This window comes from Photobacterium damselae subsp. damselae (genome assembly GCF_038086725.1).
GTDB classification, from domain to species: domain Bacteria; phylum Pseudomonadota; class Gammaproteobacteria; order Enterobacterales; family Vibrionaceae; genus Photobacterium; species Photobacterium damselae.
Genome location: NZ_CP146970.1, coordinates 2,444,425 through 2,457,145, shown reverse-complemented (window position 1 = coordinate 2,457,145; position 12,721 = coordinate 2,444,425). Strand labels below are relative to the sequence as shown.

The 12,721-nt window shown below is 35.8% G+C and carries 11 protein-coding genes; 7 read left to right on the top strand and 4 right to left on the bottom strand.

Features of this window, described 5'->3' with window-relative positions:
- Positions 1 to 2: 2 nt before the first annotated feature.
- The 7 genes from WAX86_RS10885 to rfbB all read left to right on the top strand — a co-directional run bounded on the left by WAX86_RS10885 (position 3) and on the right by rfbB (position 7,291).
- Complete coding sequence (locus WAX86_RS10885) at positions 3 to 1,262, top strand: hypothetical protein (RefSeq protein WP_341488803.1); 1,260 nt, start codon at positions 3 to 5, stop codon at positions 1,260 to 1,262.
- Positions 1,259 to 2,101, top strand: a complete 843-nt coding sequence (locus tag WAX86_RS10880; RefSeq protein ID WP_341488802.1) for a glycosyltransferase — start codon at positions 1,259 to 1,261, stop codon at positions 2,099 to 2,101. The genes WAX86_RS10885 and WAX86_RS10880 overlap by 4 nt, the downstream gene beginning before the upstream one ends.
- 354 nt (positions 2,102 to 2,455) lie before the next feature.
- Positions 2,456 to 3,283 carry a hypothetical protein gene (locus WAX86_RS10875; RefSeq protein ID WP_341488801.1) on the top strand — a complete coding sequence of 276 codons (828 nt, stop codon included), beginning with the start codon at positions 2,456 to 2,458 and terminating at the stop codon, positions 3,281 to 3,283.
- Positions 3,271 to 4,023 carry a glycosyltransferase family A protein gene (locus WAX86_RS10870; protein ID WP_341488800.1) on the top strand — a complete coding sequence of 251 codons (753 nt, stop codon included), beginning with the start codon at positions 3,271 to 3,273 and terminating at the stop codon, positions 4,021 to 4,023. Before WAX86_RS10875 ends, WAX86_RS10870 begins: the two co-directional genes overlap by 13 nt.
- Positions 4,024 to 4,075: 52 nt before the next feature.
- A complete protein-coding gene (locus WAX86_RS10865) occupies positions 4,076 to 4,831 on the top strand; it encodes a glycosyltransferase family 2 protein (protein WP_158135136.1) in 756 nt (251 codons plus the stop codon).
- A gap of 86 nt (positions 4,832 to 4,917) precedes the next feature.
- Entirely contained in the window at positions 4,918 to 6,150 is a 1,233-nt protein-coding gene (locus WAX86_RS10860) for an exopolysaccharide biosynthesis polyprenyl glycosylphosphotransferase (RefSeq protein ID WP_341488799.1), read from the top strand.
- Between the two features lie 127 nt (positions 6,151 to 6,277).
- The gene (gene rfbB, locus WAX86_RS10855) at positions 6,278 to 7,291 is read left to right on the top strand and encodes a dTDP-glucose 4,6-dehydratase (protein WP_341488798.1); all 1,014 of its coding nucleotides are present in this window, start codon (positions 6,278 to 6,280) and stop codon (positions 7,289 to 7,291) included.
- A 276-nt stretch (positions 7,292 to 7,567) separates the two neighbouring features.
- On the opposite strand, the gene WAX86_RS10850 is transcribed toward rfbB, so the two are convergent.
- The 4 genes from WAX86_RS10850 to WAX86_RS10835 all read right to left on the bottom strand — a co-directional run bounded on the left by WAX86_RS10850 (position 7,568) and on the right by WAX86_RS10835 (position 12,656).
- Positions 7,568 to 8,536, bottom strand: coding sequence for an OmpA family protein (locus WAX86_RS10850; protein ID WP_341488797.1), 969 nt, complete (start codon positions 8,534 to 8,536; stop codon positions 7,568 to 7,570).
- Between the two features lie 370 nt (positions 8,537 to 8,906).
- Positions 8,907 to 11,120, bottom strand: coding sequence for a YjbH domain-containing protein (locus tag WAX86_RS10845; protein WP_341488796.1), 2,214 nt, complete (start codon positions 11,118 to 11,120; stop codon positions 8,907 to 8,909).
- On the bottom strand, positions 11,120 to 11,938 hold the full coding sequence (locus WAX86_RS10840; protein ID WP_341488795.1) for a capsule biosynthesis GfcC family protein: 819 nt from the start codon (positions 11,936 to 11,938) through the stop codon (positions 11,120 to 11,122). Before WAX86_RS10840 ends, WAX86_RS10845 begins: the two co-directional genes overlap by 1 nt.
- Positions 11,939 to 11,954: 16 nt before the next feature.
- Positions 11,955 to 12,656: a YjbF family lipoprotein gene (locus WAX86_RS10835; protein WP_106223742.1), complete on the bottom strand. Its 702-nt coding sequence runs from the start codon at positions 12,654 to 12,656 to the stop codon at positions 11,955 to 11,957.
- Between the last annotated feature and the right edge of the window lie 65 nt (positions 12,657 to 12,721).

Sequence of the window (12,721 nt, the reverse complement as noted above, 5' to 3'; positions counted from 1 at the left end):
CATTGGATATTTTAAAAAAACATAGGTCTGCAATATATTCAATTATTTCTTTGTTTTTAAGGTTGTTAGTTGGACCCTTATCAATTCTATTAATTACAACTAAATTATCATTAGATGAGCAGGGTATTTATTATACATTTATTTCGATTGCCGCAATACAATGGGTTTTTGAACTTGGTGTAAGTACCGCTCTTGTTCAAACATTATCAGGAATTAGTGAAAAAAAGCATTTTCAAAGTTATGTGAAACTAGGAGCTGTATTTTTTATGACTACAGCTTTCTTTTTGTTTTTCGCTATGCTTATTTATTCGTTATGGGTTTTTAGTTCACTTAATACATCACAATGGTTATATCCATGGCTGTTATATTCATTATTCATTTGTATGAATATATTCAATAATATATGTTTAATCATAGAGGAAGGTAAAGTAAACCCAGAGAAAGTATATTTTGTTAAATTGTTATCTGGAGTTGCATATGCTGTATTTTTACTTCTATCTTTATTTATGGGAGCGGGGTTATATGCTTTAGCATTTGGTCAGATCGGATTATTTTTAGTTGTATTTTCTTTACTAAATACTAATTATAAACATATATATATATCTTTTATTAGTATACCATTTATAACAGTCAAGGCATGTGGGAAGAAATTATTTAAATTTCAATATAAGTTATCATTAGTTTGGATTGCGGGGTACTTTTATTGGAACTTTTATTCAATATATTTCTTTAAATTTGTCGGAAGTAATTATGCTGGACAATATGGGGCAACAAATGCAGTAATTGGAGCAATTGCTATCGCAATGATTTCTTTTTTACAGACAAAGAGATCGAATATGACAAGATTGATTTGTGAAAAAAAGATTGATCAAACAATTGATATATTAAAAGACTCTGTTTTATTAGGTTGCTGTGGTTTTATTGTAATTACTGCCATATTTTATGTCGCGCTAAATTGGTATGGTGGTGAATTAGAAACTCGATTTTTAAATAATTATATTCTAATGTCCGTGATTGTATTAAGATTTATTATACTATGTCATGAGTTTATTCTTATTTATTTGCGAACATATCAGGATGAACCATTATATAAAATCACTATTGTTAATTACTTATTAACACCTATTGTGATTGTTGTATGCTATCATTTTAATATGGGTGATAACTTATTTTATTTTGCATCATTTGTACAACTTCTATTTTTATTTCCTTGCTTATATCTTGCTAAGAAATATGTGACTAACAAGGCTAATATATTATGATTAGTGTAATTCTTCCTGTTTATAATGCAGAGTTATATCTGAATAAAACGATTGATAGTATCTTAAATCAAACAATTAGTGATTTTGAACTGATATGTATAGATGATGGCTCTACTGATTCAAGTCTTAAAATATTATATGGCTATGCTAATGTTGATAATCGAATTAGAATTATTTCTCGTGATAATAGAGGATTGATTTACACTTTAAATGAAGGTGTTCGTGAATCTAAATATAATATAATAGCTAGAATAGATGCTGATGATGTATGTGAACCTAAAAGATTTGAGATACAATTATCTTATCTTAATAGTAATCCTGATGTTGCAGTTGTTGGAACAAGCTATAATTATATTGATGAAAATGGGAATATAATTGGAAAAAGAATTCTTTCAGACAAATATATAATTAATGATGCAATTAAGGTCTTTGGTTCTCCATTTTGTCATCCTTCTGTAATGATTAATAAAAAACTTGTAGGGGAAGATCTTTATTACGATAAAGACTATATTCATGCAGAAGATTATGAGCTTTGGTTACGGTTAAGTAAAAAATATAAATTGATAAATTTGAAAGATATATTGTTGAATTATCGTATTTTATCTTCGAGTATATCAAGAAAAAATGAGTATCAACAAAAATTATCTATGGTTAGAGCTTTAGAATATCATGTTCTTAACAATAAAGTACTAGATAAAGATAATTTGATTAATTATTATCTTTACAATAAAAATAGATGCTATTTTATGAGAAATGTTATTTTCAATAAAAAGGTTAAATTGGATACAATAATACAATTGATGTACTTTGTCTTAAAAGTTTTAAAAAATGTTAAATAGTATTTTATTACTTATCTCTTTACTTTTATCGACAAAGTTTATGATATTGTCTATTTATAGTTTAATACCATATGCTTTGTTGTTGGCGAATGTGTGTAACTTTCTTATTATTTTAGATAATTATAAGAAGGTTTTATGTTTGTCAAATGAGAGAAAATATGCAGTTATATTTTTCACATTATCTTTATGTGTAATAAATATATCAAAATTGAATGACTCTATATCTATCGGTGATGTTATATATCCAACGGATATTCATTTATTACTCTCTTTAATAGCTATTTTAGTACTGTCCAAAAAAATATATTATTAACAGTTAAGTGGTATCTTAATGTAATTGCAATTATTTGCTTTTTGGGTCTTGTAGCTTATATTTGTAATTATTTAAATATTATTGATCCGACTGGATTAGTTGTTGCTCCAGACCACGCCAAAAAATTAGGTTATGCTAGTTTGTATGGGATAGCATATTATCCGTCATGGATTCATTTGCCTTTCGGTTTTACTCGTTTTGCAAGTGTATTTTGGGAACCAGGTACATTTGGATTATATTTGATATTTCTTTTGTGCATTGAGTATGTTTTCTTTAAAATAGAAAAAGAAAGACGAGTATCAATATTAAGGATATCTATATTTTTAATATCTGGAATGTTATCATTTTCAGCACTTTTCTACATAATATTAGTAATTCTTATTATATTGACGTTTAATTGGTTTAAAACGAGAAATATATTATTATTATGTTTATGTACTATGATTTTTCTCCTTTTATTTAACCAATTATATGAATTGATTCTCTATCGTTTATCTTATGATCCGGATAGAGGATTCGTTGGTAATAATAGATCTGGTGCATTTAGCTTTTACCTAGATGCTGTTAAGAATGGGAGTTTAATTAATGCGCTGTTTGGATTTGGCCCTAATGCTGAGTTTAATGCTGATTCTACTCCGATTTTTATTAAATTTTTCCAAAGAGGAATAATTGGCGGTACACTATTGTTACTTGGGTATTTATCTTTGGCTATTAACTCAGGCTATAGAAAATTATTATTAGTAATGTTGTTATCTTTTGTTGCCTTAGCTCAAATAGAAGGTGCTTTAAGTTTATTGTTCTTTATTTTAGCGGTTTTAGGTCTAAGTGATGACAATCAATCTAAAAGAGTAGTGAAATGCACAACCTAGAAATTGCGGTATCTACATTAAATGATGGTATTTACAATATTACCTTTCGTGATGATTACGATTATCTTGTGGTCCATCAAATTACTAATGGTCAAGATTATTCAAACTTGACTTCTAAACTTCCTTCTAATGTTCGATATGTAGCATCCTATGAGAAGGGGTTATCAAAAAGTAGAAACCTAGCGCTGGAGCATGCAAAAGCTGATTATGTATGGATTATGGATGATGACGTTTTAATTCATGATCGGGCGAATTCTCATTTCAATCATCTTGTTGAAACATATCCAGACCATGGTATGTATGTTGTTTCACATCATCATGAAGATGTAGAATTTCTTCCAGGTGAAAAATATCAAGTTCTAAATGATGTATCTGCCGCCAATGTCTCTTCAATTGATATGATCATTAACCGTAGATTATGTAGTAACCTTCGTTTTAATGAAAAATTTGGACTCGGTACTGATTTTCCATCCGGTGAAGAGTATATATTTACATGTAATTTACTTCTAGCTGGACAAAAGGTGTTAAAGTCACGAACAGTTTGTACATATCACCCATTAATTTCATCTGGGCAAGATTTTTATTCAACGCCTAACAAGTTGAAAGCAAAGTTAGAAATGTTTAAAGCTGCAACAGGTGGTCTAAAGGGACATGTCTATTATCTGGCTTTTTTAATTAAGAAAGCAAAAATTATTATGAAAAATAAAGCTTGGGGTAATGTGTTTAGATCTTTTTTATGAACAATTTAAACACTAGACTATAATAAGACATTGAAAATTGTTGAGAAAAGTAATGAGTTGTAAGCCTTTAGTTTCAGTTATAACACCTTCATATAACTGTGCAAATACCATTGAAGAAACAATTAATTCTGTTATATCTCAATCGTTTAATGATTGGGAGATGATTATTGTTGATGATAATTCTTCTGATAACTCTTGTGAGATTATTCGAGCTTTCTCAGAGAAAGATTCAAGAATAAAGTTAGTTGAACGCAGTTGGAACGCAGGACCTGCGATAGCTCGTAATATTGCTATTGAAAATGCTCAAGGACGTTATATTGCGTTTCTAGATAGTGATGATACATGGCACCAAAATAAACTTGAAAAACAAATTGCTTTTATGCAAGTGAATGAGGTTGAGCTCTCTTACACGGCATATAATCGAATGGACTCTGAAGGCAACTTTTTAGGTGCTTATAAACCGATAACAAAAGTAACTTATAAAGACATGCTTAAGAGTAATCGCATTGGATGTTTAACTGCTATTTATGATACTGAGAAGCTAGGTAAGGTTTATATGCCTAATATTTCTAAGCGTCAAGATTTAGGATTGTGGTTGAAAATATTAAAAAAAGTGGATTATGCATGGGGAATGGATGATGTTCTTGCTGATTATCTTGCAGTGCAATCCAATAGTGTCTCATCAAACAAATTTACAGCCGCAAAATATCAGTGGCGTTTATATCGAGAGATAGAGAAATTAACATTCAAAGATAGCTTATATTATTTTATTAATTATGCATACTTGGGTGTAAAAAAGAGTAAGTAATTATAACTATAAGTTTTTGTAATTATTTACAATAGGTTAGATGCTTGTTAGCATAATAAATTCGGTTCAGACTCTATAGCAATCAAATGAAAAAACTAATTTATAATTCATACATCTGTCATAGCATAGGTCTAGTGTTGGTTACATGCTTGACTTATATCTTTGCTGGTTATGGCTACAAAAGCATGCCAGATACAGTGGTCAATACGTTATGGCTGTCTGTGGCATGTTACTTAGTGATTGCAGCTGTGTTACCCAAAATCACCTCATACCTATTGGTTGAGCGTAAATACTATATTTTACCTGTAGTGGTAACGGTTTTTATCCTAACGATGGCTCTTGTTTTCATGACTCGTATTGATTATTCACGTAGTGCTCTGATCAATGCAAGCATAATTTCGTTCGTTTGGTTTTATGTTACTGCGCTTATTCGACAAGACAGCCAATATTTAACATTATCAGCTTTACCTAATTTTGATGCTTCAGAATTAAAACATAACCCAAAAATTCATTTCAATGAATTATCTCAACCATATAGTATTGCCAATGTTAAAGGCAGCTTGGTCGTCGATTTACATAAAAATCTGACAGCTGAATCTGAGAAGTTTATTGCAGACTGTAGTTTGGCAAATATTTCAGTTTTCCATGCTGATAGCATCAAAGAGATGTTAGAAGGTAAAGTACAAACGCGTCATTTATCTGAAAATGCTATTGGTACTCTATTACCAAATCCGTTATATATGACCTTCAAGCGAATTTGGGAATCTTTAATTATCATCTTATCTTTCCCGGTTACATTGCCTATTATGGCGATTACTGCGTTATTGATTAAACTTGAAAATCCAGGTCCGGCAATGTTTATTCAAGAACGAGTTGGCCAAGGTGGTAAGGTTTTCCGTATCTACAAGTTCCGCAGCATGACAGTTAAAGCTGCAGATGCTGAAGACAAATTTGCAACACAAGAGCAGGCTCGTGTTACAAAAGTGGGTAAGGTCATTCGTAAAGTTCGCATTGATGAATTACCTCAGTTTTTCAATGTGCTGAAAGGTGATATGTCATTAATTGGACCGCGACCAGAGCAAGACAGTTTTGTAAAACAGTTTGAGCAAGAAATCCCATTTTATGGCTATCGTCATATGGTAAAACCTGGCATTACTGGCTGGGCCCAAGTTGTTCAAGGCTATACTGATGATACAGAGTCAACAACCGAAAAGCTTGCTTATGACTTATACTATATTAAGAACTTATCTTTCTGGTTAGATATTAATATCGTATTTAAAACAATCCGCACTATGCTGACAGGTTTTGGTGCAAAATGATGTTTCTGCTGTAGCCATACATAAAACCGCTGTCATTTGATAGCGGTTTTTTTATATCCTAAAGTCGCTAATTTTCTAGATTATAGATAAAATTAGTACATGACTTTGGGCTTATAGTGATGACATTGTGAATATTTTAATTACGGGGGGAGCGGGTTTTATTGGTTCAGCTATGATTCGATACTTGATCTCGAATACTTATCATACAGTGATCAACATTGATAAGTTGACTTACGCTGCAAATTTATCAGCATTAACAAATGTAGTTACTAATACACGGTATATTTTTAAGCAAGTCGATATTTGTGACAAGAAAGCCTTAGACAGGATTTTCGATAAATATCAACCTAATGCGATCATGCATTTTGTAGCTGAGAGTCATGTAGATCGCTCAATTGATAGTTCTGATGATTTTATAGCCACCAATATTATTGGTACTTACCAATTGTTAGAATCTGCACGAGCATATTGGAACTCCCTTGGCAAAGATTTGCAAAAACAGTTTCGGTTTCATCATATTTCAACTGATGAAGTTTATGGTGATTTAAGTTACAACGAATCAGCGTTTACAGAATTTTCTCCTTATCGTCCATCAAGTCCTTATTCTGCATCAAAAGCAGCAAGCGATCATTTGTTGCGTGCTTGGTCCCGTACTTATGGTTTACCCATTCTTATTACCAATTGCTCAAATAATTATGGCCCTTATCAGCATCAAGAAAAACTAATACCTTGTATGATAGCAAATGCCTTATCGGGAGATCTTCTACCAATTTATGGTGATGGTTTACAGATCCGTGATTGGTTGTATGTTGAAGATCATGTCGATGCCCTTTATCGCGTTCTAATTAAAGGTCGGGTAGGAGAAACTTATAATATTGGTGGTCATTGTGAAAAAACGAATATTGAAGTAGTTAAAGTAATCTGTTCTTTGCTAGACGATCTTGTGCCTAATAAGCCAGAAAATATTACTTCTTTTAAAGATCTTATTACGCATATTTCAGATCGATCAGGTCACGATATTCGCTATGCGATTGATGCAACAAAGATTCAAGCTGAATTAGGTTGGGTTCCTAAAGAAAGCTTCGAGAGTGGACTAAGGAAGACAGTATTGTGGTATTTAAATGACTTAACGAGAACTTGAGTTACGAATATCGAGGAAAAAATAGAAACTGAAATTTTGAGTTATAAGAAGCAACAACAAAGCACTTGAACGATATAAATATTTAATTAAGATTTCTCGCCACTCGCCACTCGCCACTCGCCACTCGCCACTCGCCACTCGCCACTCGCCACTCGCCACTCGCTTCTCTGATTCAATCCCATAAAAAAAGCAGCCAGACTATTAGCCTGACTGCTTCTATCGATTATTCTTTTAGTACCTAGTACCTAGTACCTAGTACCTAAGAACAAACTGTTATTACTCAGCAGCTTGCTCTACTTGAGTTACAGTTTCAACGTCGATTGATGGAGAGATGATCTCTACACGACGGTTTTGAGCGCGACCTTCTGCAGTATCGTTAGATGCTACAGGGTTTGATTCGCCACGGCCTTCAGCGATGATGCGAGAACCGTCAACGTTCATTACGCTACGTAGAGCTTCAGCTACAGCGTCAGCACGCTTAACAGATAGCTTCTGGTTGTAAGCTTCAGAACCACGGCTGTCAGTGTAACCAACAACGTAGATTTGAGCTGCATCTTGTGCTTGTAGACGTTGCTCGAAAGGAGCTAGTTTAGAACGGTCGCCAGCAGATAGTTCAGTGCTGTCGAATGCGAAAGGAACAGCCAGTTTTAGCTCTTCTAGAGTTTCAACAGATACTTGATCAACGTATACAGGTTCTGCAACTACTGGTGCTGGAGCGCCCCAGTGGTAAGCTAGAGAAACACCAGCGAAGTGGATGTCTGCACCAGCTACATCGTTGTAGTATTGGTATTCAACAGCAGTTGATAGGTTGTTAGTTAGGTAGTACTCAGCACCAACGCCTGCAGTACCAGCCCAACCGTGCTCTTTAGCGTCCGCTAGGTTCTTAGTGTGAACGTCGTAGTAGTAAGCACCTAGCTTACCGAATACGTCGATCTTGTCGTTGATAGCGTAAGAGTATTTACCTACGATGTCAGCGCCTTGAGTACGGAACTTAGCATCAGTACCTTTGATTGTAGTTGAACCTAGGTGAGTGTAACCTGCTTCTACTGCGAACCAAGGAGCAATTTGGTAACCAAGGAAAGCACCGCCAGCTAGGTTTGCATCATCAACGTTTGGACCTTTGTGGTCTGTATCGTAGATAGCGTTACCGATGCGAGCACCAGCGTAGAATGGGTTATCAGTTGCTGCGTTTGCTGCTGCTGAAACTAGCAGAGCAAGAGGAAGAATCATTAAGCTCTTTTTCATTGTAATTTGTCCATATTCCTAAGTGTGTAATAGAACTGTTATTATATTGTGCTTATAACTTTCAACAGCTCGCACAATTGTGTCAATGATACATGATTATGAGTAATTGACGCAATTATATTGTGTTTTTTTACCGAAAACTTTCAATAAACCGATAGTTTAGCATATATCTACTCGTAAAAATCTGAATAGATATACTGTATACTTATTTGGTATGTTATTAGTAATAAAATAACAAAGTGTTTAGTATACGATAGAGTCGCAATCGATAATCGAGACTTATATATAACGTTATATATCTAGGCTCTCCCCGAGTACAATCAGCGACTCTTTCAGTAATGCTATGACATAAATACAGCACAAATTATGATTAATTTAATGGTGCTCGTTCATACCATGGTGAGCGTGCATCGGTTAAACCATAAAGTGAGTATTTACGATTTAGCATTTGACCACCATCACGAGTTAGAGGCATCCAAGAAATACTCGCACGCTCTGTGCTTGGTCGAACGGTCATTAAATCAAACGGAATCGAAATATAGAAACCTTTGGTATAACTGCCTTCACCATACTCTTCGGTTGACATATCTGTAATGGTTGCAAATGCACCGGCGATAATACCGCTATCAAATTGCTTCGAGAAATCAATGGTCACACCGACATCTTCCGCCAGATAACGACCTGCACTGACTTTAAATAGGGTGTTTTCTAACCATTGCCACTGAGGCTGGTAATAAGCAGTGATATTACCGACTGCAGTACCTGTCTGAACTCGGTAATTGCGGCCTAAGTGTTCATCGTACTGAACTTCTTTGGTATAGAAACCAAATTGTGAATTAGGATCGCGCTGTTTTACGTAGTTAAGATCAGCACCAAATGCCCAGTTTGAATTCATAGGGCGATATAACACCTCACCGCCAACGCCGCCATACATCATTTCTAGATAACCACCATAAGCTTGGGCGTACCAGTTATTGGCAAATTTATCCATCCAAGTCAGCTGCAAGTTATTTGCATACACGGGATTATCATTAACATACTGACGAATTAAAGTTCGAACACGAATGTTATCGGTACCATCTGGTGGCGTTTCATATTTAAACTTGTCATAAGTATCGTAAATATTAACGTAAACCGAGCCACCTAATTGAAGGTTGTCATTAAACCAGTAGTTAGCAGAGGCATTAACCCCGATATTAAATAGATAGAAGCCTTCTGATGCGCCAAAAGATTGTTGTAAAACTGGTGATAAACCGAAATCCCAGTTATCTTGGCTATCGGCCACAGACTTACCAACCACTTTTCCTGGTGTAGCCACTTGAGTAATATCGGCAACGTCTTTATGAATATCTAAATTGTTGGCAACGGTAACGACATCATCGCGCTCGTAGATATGTTCAATCACGGGCTGACGATTTTTGGTCTCAATAATTCGGTATTCATCCACAGTAGGGGCAGAATTTGCTAGCAAGGTTGTGATACGTTGGTGTGCTTCATCACGGTTGCGGTATTTTTTCTGCTCCGCAACAACCGTAATAACCGAATCAGACTGATAAATCGCTGGATCTTGATAACCAGATACCGATTCGATCTGTTGAGCTAATGTATTCCACTCTTCTTTGGTTAATTGCTTTGGATTTTGACTTGTATTGGCTTTTGGTTCCGGTTCGTCTAACCAGCTAGCTTTAAGATCATTAAAGTTGGTATTTAAACTCAAGCCCAGTGTTAGCGTATTACCGCGTTCATAACTTAGCTTTGCATCAGCCCAATCGGTTAACTGATAATGTGCGCCAAAGTTCCACGGTGTTGCTTGTGTCATAGACTTGCCACCACGAGTAACTGGGAAATCTTGGCTATAGTCGTTGCCATCGTATTCCAGTTTTAGGCGTAGTGGTGCAAATGGGGTTTGGTATTCCACACCGCCATAAATAGAGGCTGGGCCTTTAAACCAACGACCTGTATCAAAACTGCCACCATTACCTTTATAGTCAGAAGGGCGCTGACAGAACGAATCACTGACCTTACAAAATGGGTTGGTGATATTGCCACGCTGACCTATGTAGCCCCAACCCATACCTAATGTGAAATCTAATGGACCAAATTGTTTGTTAGCCGCAATAAACTCACCATCAAATAGACCTGTACCACCAAAATCGCGAACACCAACCGAGACTTCAGGCAACCAATAACTTTCATTTAATAGACGAAGCTTAAAGTCGATCCCTTTATCGGTATATTTGGTGTTACCACTAAAAGCTTCATCGCCGCTGTAGAGCATATCTTGTACTTGGGTATAGCGAATGGTGGTTTCAAGCCAAGGAAATAGCTGAAGTGATACCCAGTAGTGATGGTAATCGTCGTTATAGGTAGTACCAAAGGTAAACTCACCTTCAGGATTCATACGCGAAGTAGGCATCTGTAATAGACCTACACCACCGAAGTCACTTTGTGAGTGTTTCAGTTCTGGATAACTAAAATTATCAGCTTGGGCGGTAAAGCTAGATAGCAATGCCACTGTAATGGTGGATAAAGCAAAAGCCGGACGCATCATAGAGCCAGCAGTTAAGCGGGAAGAGAGTGTCATTACAGCGTCCTATTTTGTAGCAATTGAATTACAAATTGGTTGAGTTCGCGATGGAGATTAAAGGCTTGCTCATAGTGAACATAGAGAGTTGCACCCGGGGCGATATCTTTATGGTTTTGGTTCCAATATGCGATAGAGTGGGTCTCTATTTGACCATCTGGTTGAATTACTGTTATTTGGCTACGGTTGTGTTCATCAATCACATTCACCTGAGTCAGCAGTTCAGCCGCTGAGATTCGCGGTTGCCACATCACTTCTGTTGGAGTGTCAACGGCTCCTACAACCAATACCTTATTCGGTGTTGTTGGCAGTACAAGCTGATAAGCTCCCTGTAACTGTGGATTATTGGCAATGTTTAAACGAACAAAGTCATAATCAAGGTTCTGCCATAAACGGCGATGTACCACATTTTGATTTAGCCAAGCACTTAAATGTTTTGCACTTTGACGTAATGCATAAGGGTTGTCTTGATCAAGCGCCAGAGTATTGAGCAGCGACAATGTATAAGTTTTATTTTTTGGCGAACGCAATTCAACCAAATCACTACCTAACCAGTAAGGCATCTGATTGGGATGCTGAATGGTAAATTGCTGCCAACCATCATGAATAACGTGATCTAATCTTACTGGTGAAGAATAGCTCAAAGTGATGGGGGTATTACTGTTACTGGTGAGCAGTTCAACTGCAAGGGCCGCTTGTTGTGATGGATTATCGGCGGGGCTAATTTCTGTCTTTGCCAATACATTGTTTGATGTAATTAGCGCAACAAGAACGGCTATTTTGCATAACGAAGATAGAGGGTTTTTGGTGATATTCATTATTGACTCTCTTAAGTTACGCAAAAGGTTTTAAAATGGTCATGGTGATAAGAGGCATGCCAGGAGCTGGATATTGCTGACTTTTGATGACCTTGCCATTAATCGGGTCTAACCAAAAAGTATTTTGATAGCTGCGATCTAGCTCTTTGACTTTAACCGTTTCTGAAAACTGCAATGCTTTCACTTGTTGGCCATTAATATCAACTAACTGTATGCCATCATTATGAAAAGTTGAAGATAGGTGATACCCCATATGATAGCCTGGTTGCCAACTAATAGTCCGTTGCCAAGTGAGTGGCGTCGTGGATTTTTGCAAGCCCAATAGCAGAGGATCAGTTTGTTTACTGTCACTAGAGAGTAGATTGCCATCTTGTAAGTTTAGCGTTTTTACAATGCGGCCATTTTCTGTCACCAACATACCGTTGTCGCTCGACATCCATTTTAATTGTAATGGATTAGCAATATTCGTTGTTAGTTGGCGTGAAGCGGGAAGATATTTGGTTTCTGCTAATGCAAGAACCATAAAAATTTGGCTATGATCACCAATGCGAACATAGGTGCTGGCATAAGGTAATTGTTTAATTTCTTGGGCTGTTTTTACCACATCTGGGGTGCCAAACATTGCCAGCTTTACAGTATCGTTGGCATCATTTGCGCGTTGACTACATCCACTTAATAGCAGTAGTGCAACAGGCAGAACCAATTTGTTAACGTTCATAAGCATCCAAATTGCCAGAAAAATTAATCGATAAAACAAAATAACCGCACTTCTTAGCGAGAGTG

Bases quoted from the DNA above. Each gene is read 5' to 3' on its own strand.
- WAX86_RS10865 (WP_158135136.1), top strand. From the start codon at position 4,076: ATGAGTTGTAAGCCTTTAGTTTCAGTTATAACACCTTCATATAACTGT.
- WAX86_RS10840 (WP_341488795.1), bottom strand. From the start codon at position 11,938: ATGAATATCACCAAAAACCCTCTATCTTCGTTATGCAAAATAGCCGTT.
- WAX86_RS10880 (WP_341488802.1), top strand. From the start codon at position 1,259: ATGATTAGTGTAATTCTTCCTGTTTATAATGCAGAGTTATATCTGAAT.
- WAX86_RS10870 (WP_341488800.1), top strand. From the start codon at position 3,271: ATGCACAACCTAGAAATTGCGGTATCTACATTAAATGATGGTATTTAC.
- WAX86_RS10860 (WP_341488799.1), top strand. From the start codon at position 4,918: ATGAAAAAACTAATTTATAATTCATACATCTGTCATAGCATAGGTCTA.
- WAX86_RS10845 (WP_341488796.1), bottom strand. From the start codon at position 11,120: ATGACACTCTCTTCCCGCTTAACTGCTGGCTCTATGATGCGTCCGGCT.
- WAX86_RS10850 (WP_341488797.1), bottom strand. From the start codon at position 8,536: ATGAAAAAGAGCTTAATGATTCTTCCTCTTGCTCTGCTAGTTTCAGCA.
- WAX86_RS10835 (WP_106223742.1), bottom strand. From the start codon at position 12,656: ATGAACGTTAACAAATTGGTTCTGCCTGTTGCACTACTGCTATTAAGT.